At 25.8% G+C, this 23,259-nt stretch carries 22 protein-coding genes; 6 read left to right on the forward strand and 16 right to left on the reverse strand.

Features of this window, described 5'->3' with window-relative positions:
* The first annotated feature begins 1 nt into the window (after position 1).
* Complete coding sequence (locus tag STAT_RS00860) at positions 2-559, forward strand: thioredoxin family protein (RefSeq protein ID WP_119305398.1); 558 nt, start codon at positions 2-4, stop codon at positions 557-559.
* Here STAT_RS00860 and STAT_RS00865 read toward each other — a convergent pair.
* Genes STAT_RS00865 through STAT_RS00880 form a run of 4 tightly spaced genes read right to left on the reverse strand, consistent with a single transcriptional unit; the run spans position 543 to position 4,373 of the window.
* A complete protein-coding gene (locus STAT_RS00865) occupies positions 543-1,553 on the reverse strand; it encodes a DHH family phosphoesterase (RefSeq protein ID WP_119305399.1) in 1,011 nt (336 codons plus the stop codon). The genes STAT_RS00860 and STAT_RS00865 overlap by 17 nt on opposite strands.
* Before the next feature lie 2 nt (positions 1,554-1,555).
* Entirely contained in the window at positions 1,556-2,974 is a 1,419-nt protein-coding gene (locus STAT_RS00870) for a CCA tRNA nucleotidyltransferase (RefSeq protein WP_119305400.1), read from the reverse strand.
* Between the two features lies 1 nt (position 2,975).
* Complete coding sequence (locus STAT_RS00875; protein WP_119305401.1) at positions 2,976-3,554, reverse strand: L-threonylcarbamoyladenylate synthase; 579 nt, start codon at positions 3,552-3,554, stop codon at positions 2,976-2,978.
* Positions 3,555-4,373 carry a 2,3,4,5-tetrahydropyridine-2,6-dicarboxylate N-succinyltransferase gene (locus STAT_RS00880; protein WP_172548534.1) on the reverse strand — a complete coding sequence of 273 codons (819 nt, stop codon included), beginning with the start codon at positions 4,371-4,373 and terminating at the stop codon, positions 3,555-3,557.
* Positions 4,374-4,456: 83 nt separating this feature from the next.
* On the opposite strand from STAT_RS00880, the gene ruvX reads away from it, so the two are divergent.
* Together ruvX and def are read left to right on the forward strand one after the other, a co-directional pair.
* Positions 4,457-4,891 (forward strand): Holliday junction resolvase RuvX, encoded by a 435-nt coding sequence (gene ruvX, locus STAT_RS00885; protein WP_119305402.1) that lies wholly within the window; start codon positions 4,457-4,459, stop codon positions 4,889-4,891.
* 10 nt (positions 4,892-4,901) lie between these two features.
* Positions 4,902-5,441, forward strand: a complete 540-nt coding sequence (gene def / locus STAT_RS00890; RefSeq protein WP_119305403.1) for a peptide deformylase — start codon at positions 4,902-4,904, stop codon at positions 5,439-5,441.
* On the opposite strand, the gene rplT is transcribed toward def, so the two are convergent.
* From rplT to STAT_RS00945, 11 genes are all read right to left on the reverse strand, one after another.
* Positions 5,432-5,782 carry a 50S ribosomal protein L20 gene (rplT, locus tag STAT_RS00895; RefSeq protein ID WP_119305404.1) on the reverse strand — a complete coding sequence of 117 codons (351 nt, stop codon included), beginning with the start codon at positions 5,780-5,782 and terminating at the stop codon, positions 5,432-5,434. The two genes, def and rplT, sit on opposite strands and share 10 nt — an antisense overlap.
* 6 nt (positions 5,783-5,788) lie before the next feature.
* Positions 5,789-5,977, reverse strand: a complete 189-nt coding sequence (gene rpmI, locus STAT_RS00900) for a 50S ribosomal protein L35 (protein WP_119305405.1) — start codon at positions 5,975-5,977, stop codon at positions 5,789-5,791.
* Between the two features lie 12 nt (positions 5,978-5,989).
* The gene (infC, locus tag STAT_RS00905) at positions 5,990-6,523 is read right to left on the reverse strand and encodes a translation initiation factor IF-3 (RefSeq protein ID WP_244273575.1); all 534 of its coding nucleotides are present in this window, start codon (positions 6,521-6,523) and stop codon (positions 5,990-5,992) included.
* Positions 6,524-6,587: 64 nt separating this feature from the next.
* Entirely contained in the window at positions 6,588-7,844 is a 1,257-nt protein-coding gene (thrS, locus tag STAT_RS00910) for a threonine--tRNA ligase (protein ID WP_119305407.1), read from the reverse strand.
* 27 nt (positions 7,845-7,871) lie between these two features.
* Positions 7,872-8,621 carry an MIP/aquaporin family protein gene (locus STAT_RS00915; protein ID WP_119305408.1) on the reverse strand — a complete coding sequence of 250 codons (750 nt, stop codon included), beginning with the start codon at positions 8,619-8,621 and terminating at the stop codon, positions 7,872-7,874.
* A 1-nt stretch (position 8,622) separates the two neighbouring features.
* Positions 8,623-10,131 (reverse strand): glycerol kinase GlpK, encoded by a 1,509-nt coding sequence (gene glpK, locus STAT_RS00920; protein WP_119305409.1) that lies wholly within the window; start codon positions 10,129-10,131, stop codon positions 8,623-8,625.
* Positions 10,132-10,143: 12 nt separating this feature from the next.
* A complete protein-coding gene (locus STAT_RS00925) occupies positions 10,144-11,760 on the reverse strand; it encodes a glycerol-3-phosphate dehydrogenase/oxidase (RefSeq protein WP_119305410.1) in 1,617 nt (538 codons plus the stop codon).
* A gap of 133 nt (positions 11,761-11,893) precedes the next feature.
* Positions 11,894-13,243, reverse strand: coding sequence for a signal recognition particle protein (gene ffh, locus STAT_RS00930; protein WP_119305411.1), 1,350 nt, complete (start codon positions 13,241-13,243; stop codon positions 11,894-11,896).
* Positions 13,244-13,266: 23 nt separating this feature from the next.
* Positions 13,267-15,015, reverse strand: a complete 1,749-nt coding sequence (gene argS, locus STAT_RS00935) for an arginine--tRNA ligase (protein ID WP_119305819.1) — start codon at positions 15,013-15,015, stop codon at positions 13,267-13,269.
* 25 nt (positions 15,016-15,040) lie between these two features.
* Positions 15,041-16,102 (reverse strand): branched-chain amino acid aminotransferase, encoded by a 1,062-nt coding sequence (locus tag STAT_RS00940; protein WP_119305820.1) that lies wholly within the window; start codon positions 16,100-16,102, stop codon positions 15,041-15,043.
* 65 nt (positions 16,103-16,167) lie between these two features.
* Positions 16,168-18,624, reverse strand: coding sequence for an alpha-ketoacid dehydrogenase subunit alpha/beta (locus STAT_RS00945; RefSeq protein WP_119305412.1), 2,457 nt, complete (start codon positions 18,622-18,624; stop codon positions 16,168-16,170).
* A 69-nt stretch (positions 18,625-18,693) separates the two neighbouring features.
* On the opposite strand from STAT_RS00945, the gene ndk reads away from it, so the two are divergent.
* The 3 genes from ndk (at position 18,694) to STAT_RS00960 (ending at position 20,603) form a co-directional block, all read left to right on the forward strand.
* Positions 18,694-19,167, forward strand: a complete 474-nt coding sequence (ndk, locus tag STAT_RS00950) for a nucleoside-diphosphate kinase (RefSeq protein ID WP_244273569.1) — start codon at positions 18,694-18,696, stop codon at positions 19,165-19,167.
* A gap of 20 nt (positions 19,168-19,187) precedes the next feature.
* A complete protein-coding gene (locus STAT_RS00955) occupies positions 19,188-19,790 on the forward strand; it encodes a LemA family protein (protein WP_119305413.1) in 603 nt (200 codons plus the stop codon).
* 75 nt (positions 19,791-19,865) lie between these two features.
* Positions 19,866-20,603 (forward strand): TPM domain-containing protein, encoded by a 738-nt coding sequence (locus tag STAT_RS00960; RefSeq protein ID WP_119305822.1) that lies wholly within the window; start codon positions 19,866-19,868, stop codon positions 20,601-20,603.
* Here STAT_RS00960 and STAT_RS00965 read toward each other — a convergent pair whose 3' ends face one another.
* A complete protein-coding gene (locus tag STAT_RS00965) occupies positions 20,604-23,243 on the reverse strand; it encodes a valine--tRNA ligase (protein WP_119305414.1) in 2,640 nt (879 codons plus the stop codon). It lies immediately after the preceding gene.
* Positions 23,244-23,259: the final 16 nt, after the last annotated feature.

Here is a 23,259-nt window from a genome sequence, read left to right on the forward strand (position 1 = left end):
TATGGTACAAACTTATTCTTCTAATGAAACTAAAATTCAATTTCAAGATTTTGAATTATTAGAAGTTTCTTCGGGAAAAAAGAAATTTTTAAAAGACTTTTTTTCGAATCAAGCAACTGTAATTATGTTCATTTGTAATCACTGTCCGTATGTTAAGCATATTAATACAGAATTAATTCGTTTAGCTAATGATTTTATTCCAAAAATGATTTCATTTTTAGCTATTAATTCTAATGATAAAATAAAATATCCAGAAGATTCTCCAGAAAATATGAAAAAAGTACATAATCAATTAAATTATCCTTTTCCTTATTTTTTTGATGAAACACAAGAAGTTGCTAAATATTATAATGCAAAATGTACTCCTGAATTTTTTATCTTTTTCGGGAATGGAAATTTATGTTACCATGGACAATTGGATGATTCTAGACCTGGGAATAAGGTTCCTGTTACAGGTTATGATGTGAGAAATATCTTAAACAATATTTTAAAAGGAAAAAAAATGTTATCTCCAATAGTAAAATCAAGTTACGGATGTAATATTAAATGGAAGATGTAAGAAGATGAATATAATAATTATGGATAGTTTTCAAAAAATATTTTATAGATTCAGATAAACTCCTTTCAGATGTTCCTCCTGCTGCATTTTTATGCCCCCCTCCTCCAAAATGTTTTCTAGCAAACATATTCACATCAAAATTTCCTTTTGAACGAAAGGAAATTTTGATAGGAAATTTTTTTTTTTCTTCAAAAAATAAAACGGAAAAAACAATATTTTTAATGCCTAATCCATAAGTAATGATACCTTCTGTATCTCCTTGTTTATATGAATAAAAATTAATATCCGAGGTTTTTATGCTTGTATAAGCTGTTCTATATTTTTTAATAATTTTCAAATTATTCAAAGCTTTAGATAAAAGTATCAATCTATTTTCATTATATTTTTCTTGTAAATGATGATAAATGAAATTTATGTCAATTCCTTTTTCTATTAATTTTCCTGCAATAAAATGAGTTTCTGAAGTAATAGAAGGAAAACGGAAATAACCTGTATCAGTCATCAATCCTACATATAAACATGTAGCTATGTTTTTATCTATTTTATCTAAATTATTCATATCAGAAATGAATCGAAAAACTAAAATACTAGTTGCTGCTACTGTAGGATCTGAAAACATAAAATCAAAATAAAATGGAAAAGGATGATGATCAATTAATACTTTTTTTGCTTTCGAATACGAAAAAAGATCGCTTATATTATTAATTCTTGAAAAATTATTAAAATCTATAAAAAAAATATAATCGGCATTTATAATTTTTTTCTTTACTAAATATTTGGTCTTTTCAGAAAAAATCAAAATTTTATCAATTCCTGGAAGCCATTGAAAAAACTCAGAATATTCTGTTGGAGATATTAAATCTACATCATGTTTTAACTTTCTAAGATAAAAAAAAAGAGCTAGAGAAGATCCTAAAGCATCTCCATCTGGATTATTATGAGGAAATAATACGATTTTTTTTTTATTTTTTCCATTAATATTAGAAAACAACATATTTATTTTTTTTTCAATCCTAATTCTTTTCCTTTTTTTAACATAATAAAATAAGCCGAACGAAAATTATTTGATATTTTTCCTTCTAAAATAGCGTCTTTAATAAAATCTTTTATGATTCCTATTTTTTTACATGGATCAATTTGAAAAACCTTCATTATATCATTTCCTGATATAGGAGATTTCCAATTTTGGATTCTATCTTTTTCTTCTAATTTTCTAATTCTTTCCATCAAAATATAAATATTTTTTTTATATTTATTTTTTCTTTCTACATTATTAGTGGTAATATCAGCAATACATAATTTCATTAAATCTTCTAAATCGTTTCCTACATCAAATAACAATCTACGGATAGCAGAATCATTGGTGTTATTTCCTATTAATGCAATAGGCCTATAGCTAAATTGAATCATTTTTTGGATATATTTCATAGAAGAACTTTTTGGAAGTTTTAAACGTTGGAATATACTTGGAATCATCTTAGCTCCCACAAATTCATGAGCATGGAAAGACCATCCTATTTCAGGGATAAATTTTTTTGTAAAAGTTTTTCCTATATCATGAAATAACGCAACCCATCTTAACCAAATAGAATTATTTTTTTCTTTACTAATATTATCTACTACTTGTAAAGTATGATAAAAGTTATCTTTGTGTTTATATCCATTTTTTTCTTCTATTCCTTTCAACAAAGTTAATTCCGGTAATATTATTGATAATAATCCAGATTTATATAATAAAAGTAATCCTACAGAAGGTTTTTCAGATAGTAAAATTTTGTTAAATTCCTCTACAATTCTTTCTATAGAAACAATAGAGATTCTATTTTTATTTTTTTGAATTGATTGAAATGAATTTTTTTCAATTTCAAATTGTAATTGACTAGCAAACCGTATAGCTCGCATCATTCTTAGTGGATCATCAGAATAAGTTATATTTGCATCTAATGGAGTTCTTAATATTTTTTTTTTTAAATCTGATAAACCTCCAAATGGATCAATCAGTTCTCCATAGTTGTTACGGTTTAAACTAATAGCTAAAGCATTAATTGTAAAATCTCTTCTATTTTGATCATCTTGCAATGATCCTAACTTAATAATCGGATTTCTACTAGAAAAAGAATAAGATTCTTTTCTTGATCCTACAAATTCAATTCTTTGATTATTGTATTCTAACATAGCTGTTCCAAAACGTTTAAATATTCTAATTTTTGGAGAAGGTATTAAAGTTTTAGAAACTTCTTTAGCTAATCTAATCCCTTCTCCAATAGTTAAAATATCCAAATCTTTTGATTCCATTTTTCCTATCAAAAGATCTCGAACATAACCTCCTATTACATAACTTTTTTGTTTTATTCTTTGAGAAGAAATACTTACAATACGAAATATTTTTTGATGAAAAATAGATGATAAATTCATATCAGTCTCGTAATATTTTTACTTGATTAGATATTATTTTTATAATAGAAGAACTATTATAGTTTGCTTTTTCTTCTCTACGGAAATTTACAACATAATCTGTTTTTTTTAAAATGAAAGGACTAATTTCTGAAAAAGATCTAGGAGTAACAAATCCAGATAAATTGGCAGAAGTAGAAGTTATAGGTTTATCCAATTTTCGTATTAAGCAAATACAAAATGGATCATGTGTCAAACGAATAGCTAAAGTTCTATCTTTTCTAAAAAAATTAGACGCTATTTTATTAGTATTTTCGTATATTATAGTAATAGGTTTTTCTTTTTTAACAAAATTTTCTAAAATTATCTTTTTAGTAAAAGAAGGTATATTTCCTACTAATTGATGCAAACGATCCATGTTTTCTACCAAAAGAATCATAGATTTAGAAATACTTCTATTCTTGATTTCACATATCCTTTTTATAGCTTTTATATTAAAAGCATCACATCCCAATCCCCATACAGTATCTGTAGGATACAATAAGTTTTTTCCTTTTTTTAAAATATCTACGCTTTTTTCTATTTCCACGTAAAAAGACATTTAAATTTTTAAATTATGAGTTCTCAAAGCATCATTTAAAGAGGTTTTTTTATCTGTACTTTCTTTTCTTTTTCCTATAATCATAGCACATGGAACATGATATGTTCCTGAAGGAAATTTTTTTGGATAAGATCCAGGTATAACAACAGAATATTTTGGCACTATTCCTTTTATTTCAATAGGTTTTTCATTAGTAACATCAAAAATTTTAGTAGAAGCAGTGAGAACGACATTTGCTCCTAAAACAGATCCTTTTTTTATTAAAACCCCTTCTACTAAAATACATCGTGATCCAATAAAAACATTATCTTCAATAATAACTGGATGGGCCTGTAAAGGTTCCAAAACACCCCCTATTCCTACTCCTCCACTTATATGAACTCGTTCTCCTATTTGAGCACAACTTCCTACTGTAGCCCATGTATCTATCATAGTATCTTTTCCTATATATGCCCCTATATTTACATAAGAAGGCATAAGAATAACTCCAGGAGAAATATATGAACCATAACGTGTTATAGCATGAGGAACTACACGAATTCCTTTTTCTCTAAATTTATTTTTAATAGGTATTTTATCATAAAATTCTAATGGACCTAGTTTTATTGTATTCATTTTTTGAACAGAAAAATACATGATAATAGCTTTTTTAATCCATTCATTAACTATCCATTTATTATTTAAATAATTCGATACTCTAATTGAACCTTTTTCTAAATGTTCAATAACTTGAAAAACTACATCTTTTATATTTTCATCAGTAGTCCATTTCTTTTTCATATTCCAAGCTTTTTCTATATCTAATTTTAATAGATTCATTTCTTTTATATTGGTTGGTAAAAAAATCAAACAAAAATAGCAAAAATAAAATAAGATCACAAGTATATATTTTATATTTGAAAATGTCAAAAATATTAGGAATGGATTATGGAAAAATTATTACTGGATTATCTATTACAGATGAAAAAAAAATATTTGCATTTGGATTAAATTCTGTTCTCACTAAAAATTTGATGAATTTTTTAGAATCTTTCTTAGATTATGAAAAAATAGAAAAGATTGTTGTAGGATTACCCAAAAAATTAAATAATCAAAAAGAAGTTTTAATAGAAACAGAGATTCAGAAATTTTTAAATAAATTTCGCATGAAATATCCTAAAATCATTCTAAAAAGATTGGATGAACGTTTTACTTCTAAAATAGCTTTTGATACTATGATAAAATTAGGTTTGAAAAAAAAAAAAAGGAGAAAAAAAATAATTTTAAATCAAATTAGTGCTACTCTAATTTTACAGTCATATCTTACAAAAAAAGAAAAAAAAATTACTATTAATTAATTTATGGTATATGGTTTTACCTATAGTTTTTTATGGAAATCCTATTTTAAGAAAAAAATGTTTGGACGTAGATTTTTCTTCTTTTAATAGAAAAGAAGAAATTAATCAATTAATTCGAAATATGTTTGAAACAATACATAAAGTAAAAGGTATAGGATTAGCCGCTCCTCAGGTTGGAAACTCTATTCGACTTTTTATAGTAGAGACTCCTTATTATTTAAATAAGGGACAAAACATAAGAAATTATAAAGAAGTCTTTATTAATGCTAAAATATTAAAGATTCATGGAAAAGAATATAAATTTAATGAAGGATGCCTTAGTATTCCTGGAATTATGGGTTTTATTAAAAGAAAATCTCATGTTAAAATCGAATATTATGATCAAAATTGGAAAAAACAAAAAAAAAACTTAACAGGAATATGTGCAAGAGTGGTTTTACACGAATATGATCATATTGAAGGAAAACTTTTTATAGATTATTTTCCTTCCAAAAAGAAGAAAATAATAGAAAAAAAATTGAGTAAATTATCCGAAAAAATTTATTTATAGTAAATATCCTCTACTATTTTTTTGAAAATATTAGGATCGTTCATAGATATATATGAAAGAGTTTTTCTATTGATTTTAATTTTTTTTTTGGATAATTTGTTCATAAACTCAGAATAAGATTTTCCATACTGACGTATTCCCGCATTAATACGTTGAATCCAAAGAGATCTAAAATTTCTTTTTTTCATTTTTCTTCCTGAAAAAGCATAAACAAAAGATTTTTCTACAGCTGTTTTAGCTACCGTATAAACTTTGCTTCTGGAACCATAAAAACCTTTTGCTAATTTTAGTATTTTCTTACGTTTCTGTCTGGAAGAAACCGCATTTGTAGATCGAGGCATAATTTTCTAAATTTGTATTTTAATATTTTTTTGATCGGATTTATTTAACAAAGTTAATAAAGAAAGACGCCTTTTCCTTTTTTTAGATTTTTTAGTTAATAGATGATTTTTAAATGCATGTTTTCTTTTAATATATCCATTAGCCGTTTTTTTAAATCTTTTTTTTGATCCTGATTTTGTTTTTAATTTAGGCATAAAAATTTTTTGTTAAAGTTTTTTTGGAGCTAAAATCATATACATTCTCTTTCCTTCCATTACCGGCATTTGTTCTACTTTTCCATATTCTTCAATTTCTTCTGCAAATTTTAATAATTTTATTTTACCTTGATCTTTATATACTATAGAACGTCCTTTGAAAAAAACAAATACTTTTACTTTATCTCCTCGCATTAAAAATTTTTCTGCACTTTTAATCTTTACTTTTCCATCATGATCTCCAATTTGTGGACCGAATCTAATTTCTTTAGTATTAACTTTAACTTGTTTTGCTTTAAATTGTTTCTTTCTTTTTTTTTGTTCATATAAAAATTTTTTGTAATCCAGTATTTTACACACTGGAGGATTTAATTTAGGATTAATTTCAACTAAATCTAATTCTCTATTTCTAGAAAATTGAAGAGCTTCTTGTATTGAGTAAATTCCATTTTCTATGGACCCACCTCCAACTAAACGAACTTTTTCTGCATCAATCTTTTTATTAATCCTATGTTTCTCTTTTTTTTGCGGTAATGGTCGGTAGATTCTATTTCTTTTATGACCTCTTGAAAATTTTTTTTTTATAATAGTTTTATAGTTTTAATTAGTTTTATTTTTTTAATTTTGTTTCATTCAAAATAGATTCTATTCCATTGGAAATAGAAAATATTCCTATATGTCCTAAACCATGACGTCGCAATGACATCATTTTATTTTTTTCTTCTTTTTTTCCCAAAATTATCATATAAGGAATTTTTTTATCTTCAGAATCTCTAATTTTTTTATTAATTTTTTCATTTCTATTATCAAGAAATACACGAATGTTATAACTCAACATTAAATTTAAAATTTTTTTCGCATAAACTACATATTTATCACTTATAGGAAGTATAACCACTTGATTCGGAACTAACCATAATGGTAAATTACCCTCTGTATGTTCAATCATTATAGCTATCATTCGTTCTAATGAACCAAAAGGTGCTCTATGTATCATTACAGGACGACATTTTTCATTATTTTTTCCTTTATAATATAAATCGAATCTCTCAGGCAAATTATAATCTACTTGAATTGTTCCAAGCTGCCAATTTCTTCCTAAAGAATCTTGAATAAGAAAATCTAATTTCGGTCCATAAAAAGCAGCATCTCCATAATTAACAGATGCTTTTATATTTTCTTTTTTTACTATTTCTAATAAAGCTTTTTCAGCTTTTTCCCAATTTTTTTTTGATCCTATATAATCATCTTTTTTTTTAGGATCTCTAAGAGAAACTCTTATTGAATAATCCGAAAAACCCAAAGAACTAAAAACATAAAAAAATAAATTAACAACTTTTTTTAATTCTTCTAATAATTGATCGTAAGTACAAAAAATATGAGCGTCATCTTGAGTAAAACATCTAACTCTAGTTAATCCATGAAGTTCTCCACTTTTCTCATAACGATATACTGTTCCAAATTCTGAAAATCGTTTAGGAAGATCACGATAAGACCATTCTTGAGAACGATAGATTTCACAATGATGAGGACAATTCATAGGCTTTAAAAGAAATTCTTCTTCTCTACGAGGGGTACAAATGGGGTTAAAATGATTTTCTCCATACTTATCCCAATGTCCACTTTTAATATATAATTTTTTATGTCCAATATGTGGAGTTACAACCATTTCGTATCCATATTTTTTTTGAACCTCGGTTAAAAATTCCTCTAAATTTTTTCTAAAAATTGTTCCTCTAGGTAACCATAAAGGTAATCCAGTTCCTACTCTATCAGAAAAAATAAAGAATTTTAGTTTTTTTCCTATTTTTCTATGGTCTCTATTAGAATCTTCTTTTAAAAGAGAAACTAATTTATTTTCATCCATAAAAATAAGTTACAAGTTTTTTTATTTTTATGATGATAAACATAAGTAGAAAACTGATGCGATCACACATCCTACTATAGGTCCAAATATTGGAATTAAAGCATAATTCCAATGATTTTTTTCTTTTCCAGGAATAGGAATAATAGAATATATAATTCTTGGGCCTAGATCACGAGCAGGATTTAGAGCTGCACCTGTAGCTCCTCCTAAGGATAAAACAATTCCTAATACGACTAAAGCAGAAGGAACAGCCCCTAAAGATCCCAACCCTACAGGATATTTTTCTTCTCTTAAAAATAGAGTTCCTTCTGTAGAAAGATATAAAGAAATAAATATAAAAACAAAAGTAGCTAATACTTCACTTAAAAAATTAGAAAATAAATTTTTTATAGAAGGAAAAGTTACAAAAACAGATAGTTTCTCTTGTTTTTCTTGAGTTTCAAAAAAATGATCTTTATATAAAAACCATACGAATAAAGACCCTAACATAGCTCCAATGAATTGAGAAAAAATATAGAAGGGGACCATTTTCCAACTAAATTTTCCAATAATAGCATAACTTATTGATACACATGGATTTAAGTGTGCTCCACTATAAGGAGCAGAAACTGTTATAGCCATAAAAACAGCTAGAGCCCATCCTATAGTAATCGTAAGCCATCCTCCACCATTTTTACTATGACCTTTAGTCTTTGATAAAATAACATTTGCTACTACGCCGTTTCCTAAAAATACTAAAATCATTGTCCCTATGATTTCTGCATATATTTTTGTCATTTTATTTATATTTTATTTGACTGGACCAAGAACGAGTTGTTTTAATTGCTCTTTTCCAACCTTGAATTCTTTCCAATCTATTAGACATCTCCTTTGGTTCAAAAATTTGTTCTAATTTCCATTTATTTTGAATTTCTTCAAGACTACTCCAATAATTTACAGCTAATCCTGCTAAATAAGCAGCTCCAGCTGCTGTAAGCTCAGATATTTTGGATTTAACAACTTTTACATTTAAAATATCAGACTGAAATTGCATTAATAATTTATTTACTGTAGCCCCTCCATCTACACGTAATTCTTTTATAGAAATACCAGAATCCGCTTCCATAGCTTTTAATACATCCATATTCTGGAAAGCAATACTCTCTAATGCAGCTCGAACAAAATGAGCGGAAGAAGTGCCTCTTGTTATTCCAACAATAGTTCCTCTCGCTTTTTGATCCCAATAAGGAGCTCCTAATCCAGAAAAAGCTGGAACTATGTATAATCCTTCTGTATTATCTACAGAAGAAGCTAATTTTTCCGCTTCGTTAGAGGATAAAAGTAAGCCTAATCCATCTCTAAGCCATTGAACTACAGCTCCCGCAATAAATACACTTCCTTCCAATGCATATTGAACTTGATTTTTTATTTTCCAAGCTATAGTAGTAATTAAATTGTTTTGAGAAAAAACTGGATTATCTCCCACATTCATTAGCATAAAACATCCTGTTCCATAAGTATTTTTTACCATACCAATTTTAGTACACATTTGACCAAAAAGAGATGCTTGTTGATCTCCAGCTATTCCAGATATAGGAATTTTATGTGAAAGAATATGTCCTGTTGTATATCCAAAGATTTCACTAGATGATTTTACTTCTGGAAGCATAATAAATGGAATATCAAATAAGTCTATTAATTCTTGATCCCAACTTAAGGTATGAATATTAAATAACATAGTTCGAGAAGCGTTAGTCACATCTGTGACGTGATTTTTTTTTCCAGTCAAATTCCATATTAACCATGAATCTATAGTTCCAAAAGCTAAAGATCCAGAACGAGCTTTATTTTTCGCTCCAGGAACATTTTCTAATATCCATTTAATTTTCGTAGCGGAAAAATAAGGATCTATAATTAAACCTGTTTTTTTTCGAATCATTTTGGTTAATCCTTCTTTTTTAAGAAGATCACAATATTTAAATGTACGTCTATCTTGCCATACTATGGCATTAAAAATAGGCTCTCCTGTTTTTTTATCCCATATAACAGTAGTTTCTCTTTGATTAGTAATTCCTATCGATATTATATTTTCTCCTTCTAAATTAGCCTTTAAAATGGCTTCTAAAGCAACTGATGCTTGTGTTGACCATATTTCTTCCGCATTGTGCTCCACCCATCCAGGATGAGGATATATCTGTGTAAATTCTCTTTGAGCTACAGAAATAATATTTCCAACTTGATCAAAAATAATTGCTCTAGAACTAGTTGTTCCTTGATCTAAGGATAGCACGTATTTTTTCATAAACATATAACTTTTCTGCTATAAAACTGATGTTGATGGAAAATAGTATTGCATAGCAAGCTTCTTAAAAGAAGCCACTTGTAATTTTTCCCATTTTTCATCTCTAGAAAGTTCTTTAGCCATTAAAGATGCAATTTTTGGTGCTATATCTATTGCTTTTTTAGCATTTAAAAATAATAAACGAAATCTCCTTGCTAAAACATCTTCAATTGTTCTTGCCATTTCATAACGAACCATCCAAATAACTTCTGCTTCTGTATAAGAGTAAGAAGAATCTTTGGAAATTAAGAAAGTACCCAATAATGGATTTTTATCAATTAATTTTTTTATATGATATTCATCTTCTCCATATTTATTCCAATGATAATTTTGGTTTTTATATGAAGCTTTGGATCCATAAATTTTAAGATTTTTTGTTATAGAAGGCATTTTATGTAATTTTCCTATTTCAATAGCTTTATTTACAGCATCTTCCGCCATTTTTCTATATGTTGTCCATTTTCCTCCTATAATACTAATTAGTCCAGAAGAGCTAATTATCAATTTATGAGATCTAGAAATATCCTTAGTTTTATTAGTATAAAAACAAGAATTATTAGAAGAAGAAACAAAAAGAGGACGCAATCCAGAAAATGCACTCAATATATCATTTTTTTTGGTATTAAATATAAAATATTTGTTAAAAGTTTGTAATATAAAATCTATTTCTTTTTCTAAAGGTTTTGGTTCAAGAACACTTTTTTCTAAAAAAGTATCTGTAGTTCCTACTAAAACATGATCATACCATGGAACACAAAATAATATCCTTCCATCATCAGTCTTTGGAATAACTATAGCATTTGAACTACTAAAAAAAGATTTGTCTAATACAATATGTGTTCCTTGACTTGGTTTAATAAAAATGGGACATGCAGATTTATCCATTTTTGAAATAGTATCAGAAAATACACCAGTAGCGTTGATAACTATTTTTGAAGAAATAAAATATTTTTTTTGAGTTTCAAGATCACAGGCAACAACTCCAGAAATTTTATTTCCAACTTTTTTTAACAAACTTTCGACTTGAAAATAATTTAATAATATTCCACCTTTTTTAACACAAGTTTGTGCTAAATTTATAGCTAAACGTGCATCATCAAATTGACCATCATAATATAAAATACCTCCTTTTAATTCTTTACTTTTAATTTCTGGAAATTTTTTAATTATTTCATACTTAGACAAAAACTTGGATTTTCCAAAACTTAAAGAACCAGATAGCCATTCATATAATTTTAGACCAGTCCAATACATTACTCCCATTTTCCAATTAAAAACTGGAATAATAAATTTTTGTTTTTTTACTAAATGAGGAGCATTCTTTAATAAGAAACCTCTTTCTTGCAAGGCCTCATAAACTAATCTTATATTCCCTTGAGCTAAATATCGTACTCCTCCATGAATTAACTTCGTACTTCGACTAGAAGTAGCTTTAGAAAAATCAGATTGTTCTAATAAAAGAGTCTTATATCCTCTAGAAGAAGAATCTAAAGCAATCCCTAATCCAGTAGCTCCTCCTCCAATTATGATAACATCCCAGATATTTACATTTTCTAAAATGTTCAAAAATCTATCTCTATTTAAAAAATCTTTCATTATTTATTTTTAACTCATATATATAAAATTTTAAACGAAATATCCTAATAATTATTGGGTTTTTTTAAAAATATTAAATGAACAAAATTAAAAATATTTCAGTAAAATCAAAAAAAGAAAATAATATATAACTTCAATTATAATTTTCTTTTTTAATCATTTGATAGAGTAAATTTTTTATAGTCTCTTTTCCTGAATGAGCATGAATTTTTTTTACGATTTTACTCATATCATAAAATTGTTTCATAAAAAGATCTATATGACTTAATGTAATCCCAGATCCTTTAGATATTCTTTTTTTTCTTTTTACATCAGAAAAAACTTTAGGATGAATTCTTTCATAAGGAGTCATAGAATAAATAATAGATTCTATTTTTTTGAAAGAATTTTTGTGATCTCCATCAAAAGAAAAATACTTATCGATTCCAGGAATCATTGAAATAATATTTTTTATATTTCCTATTTTTTTAATTTTTTGAATCTGATATAATAAATCATTAAAATCAAAACTATTTTTTGAAATCTTTTGATATATTTTTCGCGTTCTTTTTTCATCAAATTGTTCTTGTACTTTTTCAACTAAAGAAACTATATCACCCATACCTAATATTCTATTGGCTATTCTATCTGGATGAAAAACTTCTAAATCTTCTATTTTTTCTCCATTACTAATAAATTTTATAGGTTTTTTTACTATACTAGATATAGTAATAGCAACTCCACCTCTATTATCTCCATCTAATTTTGTTATGACAATTCCATCAAGATTTAATTTTTTTGAAAAAGATTGAGCCGTATTTATAGCATCTTGTCCTGTCATAGAATCAACTACGAATAAAATTTCATTTGGTTTAGAATGTTGATTTATTCTTTGAATTTCTTCCATCATAATTTGATCGATCGCTAATCGACCAGCTGTATCAATAATAATTATATTCCTTTTATTTTTGAAAGCATAAAGGATAGATTGATCTATTATTTCTATAACATTTTTACTTTTTTCTAAAGAAAAAACAGGAATATTTACTTTTTTTGCAATCAATTTCAACTGATCTACTGCTGCAGGACGATGAATATCTACAGATACTAGCAAAGGAAATTTATTTTTTTTTGTTAAAAAAAAAGCAAGTTTAGAGGAAAAAGAAGTTTTTCCACTTCCCTGTAATCCACAAATTAAAATAATAGAAGGATTCTTAGATAGATCCATTTCTACATTTTTTTTTCCCATAAGAAGAACTAATTCATCATATACTATTTTTGTAATTAATTGTTTTGGATTTAAAGAAGTCAGAACTTTTTTTCCAATAGATTTTTCTTGAATTTTATGAATAAAATTTCTAACTATTTTGTAATTAACATCTGCATCAATGAGTGCATTTCCAATTTTTTTTAGAGAAGATGCTATATTAATTTCTGTAATTTTACTATCTCCCTTAAAAACATGAAGAGCTTCAGAAATTTTATTTTTTAAATGTTCAAACATAAGTAATTAAGTATACATTTTTTTTACATATAATCAAGCATTTTTATGCCTAATAAATTCATTCCAGATTTTAAAACATTTCCTGTAATATGAATAATATTCATACAAATATTACTATGAATTATATTTAAAGGATCTATTAATTTTTTGTTTTGGTAAAGGTGATTGAAGGTTTTAGATACTTCGTAAACATAATTAGCTATTAAAGAAGGATTTAGATGTATTGCTGATTTTTTTAATATCAATGGATATTTTTGAAGAATTTTGATCATGTTTTTTTCATATGTATTAAATTTTATATTTGACCAATAATAATTAAGTAATGAACATAATTTAAAAAAATTTCGTTCTAGAGAACGAATTCTAGAATAAGTATATTGAACATATGTTCCTGTTTTTCCTTTAAAATCTATAGATTTTTCAGGATAAAAAATTATTTTCTTTCTTGGATCTATTTTAAGAAAATAATATTTCAACGCTCCTAATCCTATTATTTCAGAAGATTGTTCTTGTTTTTCTTTTTTTTTCAATTTCTTTTTTGCAATAGATGACATTTTTAAAATAATACTATCAGCATCTATAACGTTTCCTTCTCTTGATTTCATTCTACCACTTGGTAAAAATACCATTTCATAAGATAAATGTGATAATTTATTTACCCATGTATATCCTAAACGTCTTAATACATTAAAAAGAACTTTAAAATGATAATCTTGTTCTTTTCCTACAATATATATGATTTGGTCTACATTAGATTCTTTAAAACGTTTTACAGCTGTTCCAATATCTTGAGTAATATATACAGAGGTTTGATCTGACCGTAATAAAAGTTTTTGATCAAATCCTTCTTTGGTTAAATCAATCCAAATAGATCCATCTTCTTTTTCAAAAAAAATTCCTTTTTCAAGACCTTTTTTTACTATTTTTTTTCCAATTTCATAAATATCACTTTCATATTCTACTTTATCAAAAGTAATCCCCAATTTTTTATAGGTTTTTTCAAATCCATTATAAACCCATTGATTCATTTTTTTCCAGGTATTTCGAATAATAGGGTCTCCTTCCTCCCATTTTTTTAATAATTCTCTGGCTTGATTTAAAATTGAATATTGAATAATAGATCTATTATTTTTTTTAGATAGTTCCCGGATCTCTTTTTGATAAATTTTATCAAATAAACTATAATACTTTCCTACAAAATGATCCCCTTTTATTTTAGCCCTATCAGGAGTTTCTCCTTTTCCAAATATTTTCCAAGCTATCATAGATTTACATATATGTATTCCTCTATCATTAATCATTTGAATTCTTATTATTTCATGTCCTATCATTTTTAATATTTCAGCTATAGATGCTCCAATAAGACTGTTTCTAACATGTCCTAAATGTAGAGGTTTATTAGTATTAGGAGAGGAATATTCAATCATAATTTTTTTAGAAGGATATTTTAAATCATAAAAATTTGTATTTAACATTTTTTTCAAAAGGTGAATATAATAATCATCTTTAAAAATAAAGTTTAAAAAACCTTTAATAATAGAAAATTGAATTAGTCCTTTTAATTGATTTTTTACATAATTTCCTATATCTTTTCCTATTTTTTCCGTAGGTTGTTTGAATCTTTTAGATAAAGGAAATAAAATTAAAGTCATATCTCCTGGATATTCTTTTTTAGTATATTGAAAATCCAATTCAGGACAAGATTCTGATTTATATAAAATAAATATAGATTTTTTTACTATTTTTTCTATAGATTGAAAATGATCATTCATAGATAACATACATAGAATAATTTTTTTAAAAATATCTTTTTAATTGAACTCTCCATCCAAAAGGATCTTCGGATAAATTGTGTTGTATATCTAGTAATCTTTTCTTGAAATAAAGAGATATTCTTTCTTTTTCTGAAAGATTTGGCAAATCAAAATTATTTTCTTTATAACTAATTGTTTTAAAATAATTTATAACGACTGCAGTTCCACAACCAAAAGCTTCTCTTAATTCTCCAGTTTGTAATCCTTCTATAATTTCCGATACACTTATATTTCGTTCTTCTACAAAAAAACCTTCTTTTTCAGCTAAAGAAAGAATACTTTTACATGTAATTCCGCCTAATATATTATCATTAAATTTTGGAGTTATAAGTTTATTTTTTAAATGGAAAAAAACATTCATAGTTCCGGATTCTTCTATCATAGTATGTGTAGAAGAATCCGTCCATAATATTTGATCAAATCCTTTTTCATTAGCTAATCGAGTAGGATAAAAAGAAGAAGCATAATTACCAGCAGCTTTAGTAAAACCAATCCCTCCTGATGCGGAACGGCTATATTTTTCTTCTATTTTAATTTTTAATGGATGTTTATAATAGGTATCTGCAGGCGCAGATATAATTATAAACATATAATCTTGAGAAGGTTTTGCAGATAAAGCCCCATTAGTTGCAATTAGAAAAGGACGAATATATAAAGATTGTCCATAATATTTTGGAACCCAATCCCTATCTATATTTATTAGATTTTTTAATCCAATCATAAAAATATTTTCTGGAATAGTCGGCATTTCCAAACGAGCTGCAGATCTGTTTATTCTTTTTAAGTTTTCTTCTGGACGAAATAAAAAAACTTCTTCGTTTTTATCTTTATAAGCTTTCATTCCTTCAAAAACAGCTTGTCCATAATGAAAAACAAGAGATATGGGAGAAAACATTATTTTTCCAAAAGGCTTAATGATAGAATTTTTCCATTTTCCATTCTTAAATTCAGAACAGAACATATGATCTGAATACTGATTTCCAAAATCGATATTTTTGAAATTCATTTTTCTAATTCTAGAATGTGAAGTTTTTTCTATTTTCATAAAATTTAAAAACATCAATTAATGTAAAATTAATAAATAATTTTTTTAAAAAAAACCTTTATTTTTTAACTATCATGCATAATTTTTAATACTTTTTCTACAATATTTTCAACTGAAGGTTTTGAAAAATAATCCCCATCTGATCCATAAGGAGGGCGATGTTCTTGAGCTGTAATTGTAACAGGTGGACTATCTAAATAATAATATCCATTTTGTTCTTCTAATATTTTTTGTAGAATATAAGCAGAAGCTCCTCCTGGAACATCTTCGTCTATAATCAATAATCTATTAGTTTTTTGTAAACTTTTTACAATATCTTTCTGTATATCAAAAGGAAGTAAAGATTGAATATCAATAATTTCAGAATCAATATTATTAATATTAGATAATTCTTCCGCTGCTTCATTTACAATCCTCCATGTAGAGCCGTAAGTAATCATAGTGATATCTTTCCCTGTTCTTGTTTTTTCTACTATTCCAATAGGTGTTCTAAATAATCCTAAATTTTTAGGCAATTTTTCTTTGATTCTATAACCATTAAGACATTCAACAACCAAAGCAGGATCATCTCCATGTAACAAAGTATTATAAAATCCAGCCGCTTTTACCATATTTCTCGGAACAAGGACTAAGATTCCTCTCAAATAATTAATAATCCCTCCCATTGGAGAACCAGAATGCCATATTCCTTCTAAACGATGTCCTCTAGTTCTAATAATAACAGGCGCTTTTTGTCCACCTTTTGTCCTGTATTGTAAACAAGCAAGATCATCACTCATGATTTGTAAAGCATATAAAACATAATCTATATACTGAATTTCAACTATAGGACGAAGTCCTCGCATTGCAAGACCAATTCCTTGTCCTAAAATAGTGGATTCACGTATTCCTGTATCAAAAACACGAATTTTTCCATATTTTTTTTGCAACCCTTCTAATCCTTGATTTACATCACCTATTTTTCCTACATCTTCTCCAAAAATTAAAAGATCAGGATGTAATTCCAATAATTTATCAAAATTTTCTCTTAAAATAATTCTACCATCTACTTTTTTAGTATCATTATTATTGTATATAGGGAAAACTTCTGTTATTCTTACAGAAGCTTTTTCAGAAAGACTATATAAATGTGAAGAATAATTTTTTTGTTCTTCATGGTATTTTTTATTCAACCATTTTTTAAAAAAATCCTTTGAATTAGATTTTTTTTCTGATAAAAGGCAAAATACTTTTCTTGCAATACAAAATATTGATTTTTTTGTAGGATAACTTTTATTTGTATAATGTAATTCTCTAATATATTTTTTAATCCATTTTTCTTCTTCATGATTATTTTGAATTTGATCTAGAATACTGAAAACTTCATTTTTAATTTTATTAATAGATTTTTGAAATGCTTTCCATGCTTTTTCTTTTTCATTTCTAACATAGTCTTTAGCTTCTATATCTATTTTATCTAAAATACAAACATTATCTACTATTTTACGATTATTTTTTTGATTAATTTGAAACTTGAAATTTAAAATCCAATCTCTAAATTTATTAATTCCGTCATTATTCATTTCCCATTCTAATCGTTTTTTTGATTTGTATCTTTCATGTGAAGAAGAAGTAGAATGTCCCTGGGGTTGTGTTAAACATGCTACATGTATAATTACGGGAACATGTTCATTACGAGCAATTTTATCTGCTTTAAAATATGTTTTTATGAGATCTATGTAATTAGCCCCATTTACACGAATAATTTCTATTCCTTTTTCTTTTTTATTTCTATGAAATCCATATAAAAGATCGCTAATATTTTTTTTTGAAAATTGGTATTTATTTGGAACAGATATTCCATATTCATCATCCCAAATGGAAAGTATAATTGGAATTTGTAATACTGAAGCTGCATTTAATGTTTCCCAAAATAATCCCTCTGATATACTAGCATTTCCAATTGTTCCAAATGCTACTTCATTTCCATTGTGAGAAAACATTTTATGTGTTTTTTTTAAATTTTTTAACTTTTTATAAATCGTAGAAGCTTGAGCTAACCCTAACAATCTAGGCATTTGAGCAGCAGTAGAAGATACATCTGCACTAGAATTTTTTTGTTGAATGAGATTATTTTTCCAATTTCCATCTTTATTCAAAAAACGTGTTCCAAAATGAGAAGTCATCATTCTACCAGACGAAACTGGTTCTTCTTTTAGATCTGAATGTGCATATAATTGCGAAAAAAAATTTTTTACGGTTAAAACTCCAATAGCTATCATAAACGTTTGATCCCGATAATATCCAGATCGATAATCTCCATTTTTAAAAACTTTAGCCATAGCTAATTGAGGAATCTCTTTTCCATCTCCAAATATTCCAAATTTAGCTCTTCCATTTAGAACTTCTTTACGACCTAAAATGCTAATTTCACGACTAATTCGTGCTAATTTATAATCATTTAAAACCATTTTTTGAAATGAATCAAAATCAAAATAGAGTTGTTCTTCGTTATCAATCAATTTTGAATTTTTATAATTCATAAACTATTATTTTTACATGAAAATACAGGAATTTTCATTTCTGAATTTCTTTATTTAATTTTATTTAAAATGAATATTATTGAAATAGAAACTATGATTAATCATATGCTCGGAAACATCACACTTTCTATTATAAAGCCAGATGCAGTACAAAAAGGATATGTTATCCCTATTTTGTATAAAATAGTACATGCAGGATTTCACATTATAGCGATAAAAATGATAAAACTTTCTAAAAAATCAGCTACAAATTTTTATACAGAACATAAAAAAAAGTTATTTTTTGAATCTTTAGTGAATTTTATGTCTTCTGGTCCAATTATATCTTTAATATTAGAAAAAAAAAACGCCGTGAAAGATTTTAGAATTTTAATAGGAGAAACAAATCCAATACACGCAAAAAAAGGTACTATACGAAATTTATATGCAACTTCTTTAAAAGAAAACGCGATACATGGATCTGATAGTAATAAAAATGCTATAAAAGAATGTTCGTTTTATTTTTCTAATAAAGAAATTTTTTTTAAAAAGATTTGTAATTAATTAATTAAATTTTTTTTAATATGAAAAAAAATTTTCTTATATCTATCTCTACTATTTTTATAGTAATATTTATCATAATATTATGGACGTCTAATGCGTATAATCATTTAGTCAAACTAAATGAAAATATTAAAACACAATGGGGGCAAGTAGAAAATGTTTATCAACGAAGAATTGATTTAATTCCAAATTTGGTAAATACAGTAAAAGGATCTGCAAATTTCGAAAAAAATACATTAAATCAAATTATAGAAGCTAGAGCAAAAGCTACTTCTATTTCTATAAATACAAATGATTTAAATCAAAACCAAATCAATAAATATCAAAAAATACAAGATCAACTCAATAGTTCTGTTAGTAGATTTCTATTAATTGTAGAAAATTATCCTAATCTTAGATCTACGAAAAATTTTTATGAATTACAAAATCAATTAGAAGGAACAGAAAATCGAATTAATGTAGAAAGAAATCGTTTTAATGATAAAGTAAATGATTTCAATACTTATAGAAATCAATTTCCAAAAGTCATAATTGCAAATATTTTTTCTAAATTTCAAGAAAAAGGATATTTTCAATCTCAAATGGGATCAAATAAATCTCCAATTATAGATTTTTCAAAATAAAAATTTCATTCATGTTATATATCAAAATAAATAATATGGAATTGAAATTAGGATCAATTCAAAAAAATTATGGATATGAAAAGAATTATTCAATCTATTTTAATTATTTTAATTTGTTTTTATTCAAATTCAATAAAAGGACAATTTCGTATTCCTGAAGTTCCAAAGAAAATATATCCTGTACAGGATTATGCAGGAGTTTTATCCAAAAGACAAATAGAAAAATTAAATCAAAAACTTATTTCATATTCTAAAATTACATCAACAGAAATTTTTGTTTCTATTGTTCATAGTCTTCATGGAGAAGATCCGAATTTATTAGCTTCTAAATGGGGTGAAAAATGGAAAATTGGAAAAATTCATAAAAATAATGGAATAATTATATTATTATCCATTCATGATAGAAAAATTTCCATCCAAAATGGATATGGGGCAGAACCTTATATGACAGATTTTTTGACTATGAAAATTATACAAAAAATAAAACCTATATTAAAAAATCATCTTTATTATAAAGCTATAGACACTGGAGTTCAAGAAATATTTAAGATTTTAAAAAATAAATTTCAAAAAAAACAAAATGATAAAACTTTTTCCATATGGAATTTATTCACTCGCATTAGTAGTATTCTTCTTATTATTTTATTATTTTATTTTTTTTTAATAAAAAAAGGAACAAATATTTCATTATTTAATACATTATTTTTCACAAGTTTTTTATTTAAAAATAAAAATCATGATCATGATGAAAATTTTGATGGATTTGGAGGGGGAGGAAATTTTGGAGGAGGAGGAGGAAGTAGTAATTGGTAATTATCTTTTTTTTAAATCATTTAAATATTCTTTTAATCTATCAATTTTATTTAACGTATCATTTTCTTTTTTTCTTTCTTTCAAAAGAACATTTTTAGGAACAGAAGTCACATAATTGTTGTTATGCAAATTGTTTCTAATAATAGATAGTAATTTGTAAAAATATTGAATTTTATTTTCAATTTTCACAATTTCTATGTGAAAAAAATCCTTTTGATCTAAGGATAAAAAGAATTGATCTGTATCTAAAAAAAAAGAAAAAAACGGTATATTTTCAGGCTTTTTTGACACAGAAATAATTTTATCTAACCTAGCAAGTTTTAATATAATAGGATCATATTCCTTTTCCTTTTTTCTAATAGAAAATAAAATAAGATTTTTTTGATGGGGAATGTGATTTTGATTTCGAATATAACGTATTTTGGATATGATTTTGACAGCTTTTTCGAAAGAAATTAAAATTTTATCGTCATAAAATTTTTTTTTAGGCCAAGACGAAACGATTAAAGCTTCCTTTGTCTTTCTTTTTCTAAGAAAATTCCAAATTTCCTCTGAAATAAAAGGCATATATGGATGTAATAATTTTAATATATTTTCAAAAAAATTTACAACATTAAAATATACCATTTCTGGTATACATTTATCTCCATAATTAGGTTTAATAATTTCTAAAAAATATGAGCAAAAATCATCCCAAATAAATTTATATAAAATCATTAATGATTCATCTAATTTATATTCTTTAAAAGATTTCTCAAAAATATCCAAAATATAATAAAAACGATTTTTAAACCATTTAATAGCAAGTAAAGAAGAATCAGAAACATGTTGATGTTTTGTTATTTTCCAACTTTGGATCAAACGAAATGCATTCCATATTTTATGAGAAAAATTTTTTCCTTGAAAACATATTTTTTCTTCAAAATGAAAATCCTTTCCAGCACTAGTTTTAAGCATAAGCCCCATACGAACAGCATCTGCTCCATATTTATTAATTAAATTTATAGTGTTTGGGGAATTGTTTAATGATTTTGATATTTTTTTATTTTTATAATCTCTAATAATTCCTGTAAAATAAACTTTTTTGAAGGGTTTATTTTTTTGGAATAAGAAACCAGACATAATCATACGTGCAACCCAAAAAAATAATATATCTGAACCTGTTACGATCTCTTCAGTAGGATAATAATAACAAAATTCATGATTATAAGGATGATAAATCCCATCAAATACAGATATAGGTAACAACCAAGAAGAAAACCATGTATCTAAAACATCCGGATCTTGCCATAAATCATTATAATTTAAAGATGTATTTTTACTTTTAAATCTTGCTTTTTTTAATGCCTTTTCTAAATTTTCCGAAACTACAAAATCATTAAGTTTTTTACCATAATAATAGACAGGAATACGATGTCCCCACCATAATTGTCTAGATATATTCCAATCACGAATTTGATTCATCCATTCAAAATAAATTTTTTGAAATTTTTTTGGATAAAATTGAATTTCTCCATTTTTTACGGCTTCTATAGCAGGAACTGCTATTTTTTTCATTCTTAAAAACCATTGAATAGATAACCTTTGTTCAACTACTGATAAAGTTCGTTCAGAAAGGCCTATTTTATGTTTGAATTTTTCTATATATTTTACCAAACTCAACTTACTGAGTTCTTCTATAATTTTTTTTCTTACTTGAAAACGATCCATTCCTTGATAATGAAGTCCTTTTTCATTGAGAGTAGCGTTTTCATTAAAAATGTTGATTATCTCTAATTTATGTTTATCTGCTATATTTTTATCATGTATATCATGAGCTGGAGTTACTTTTAAACATCCAGTTCCAAATTTAGGATCTACATATGGATCTTGTATAATTGGTATTTCTCTATTAACAATTGGAATTTTAGCATATTTTCCTTTCAAATGAAAATAACGATTATCGTATGGATGAAAACAAATTGCTGTATCACCAAATATGGTTTCAGGACGAGTTGTAGCTACAGTTACATAACTTTCTTCTTCTTTAATTTTATATTTTAAATAATATAGTTTCCCTATATGTTCTTTATAAAGGACTTCTTCATCAGAAAGAGTAGTTTGAGCTTCTGGATCCCAATTAACAACATGATATCCTCTATATATATACCCCTTATTGTATAAATCAATAAAAACTTTTGTTACAGATTGAGATAATTTAGGACTCATCGTAAATTGAGTGCGATTCCAATCACATGAACATCCCAATTTTTTAAGTTGATCAAAAATAATATTTTTATGCTTATCGGCCCATTTTTTGGTATGAAATAAAAATTTTTCTCTTCCCAGAAAAAATTTAGATAATCCTATTTTTTTTAGATAATGAACAACTTTTGCCTCTGTAGCAATAGACGCATGATCTGTACCTGGGATCCAACATGCGTTATATCCTTTCATTCTTGCGTACCTAATTAAAACATCTTGTATAGTGTTATTAAGCATATGTCCTATATGGAGGACTCCAGTTACATTTGGAGGAGGCATAATTATAGTATATGGAATTCTTTCGTCTGGATATGATGAAAAATAACCTCCTTTCATCCAATAATGATATCTTTTTTCTTCCGAAGATTTGGGATCATATTTAATTGGAATATCCATATATTTAAAAATATAA

Source organism: Blattabacterium cuenoti STAT, from assembly GCF_003573915.1.
Classification (GTDB): Bacteria; Bacteroidota; Bacteroidia; order Flavobacteriales; family Blattabacteriaceae; genus Blattabacterium; species Blattabacterium cuenoti_A.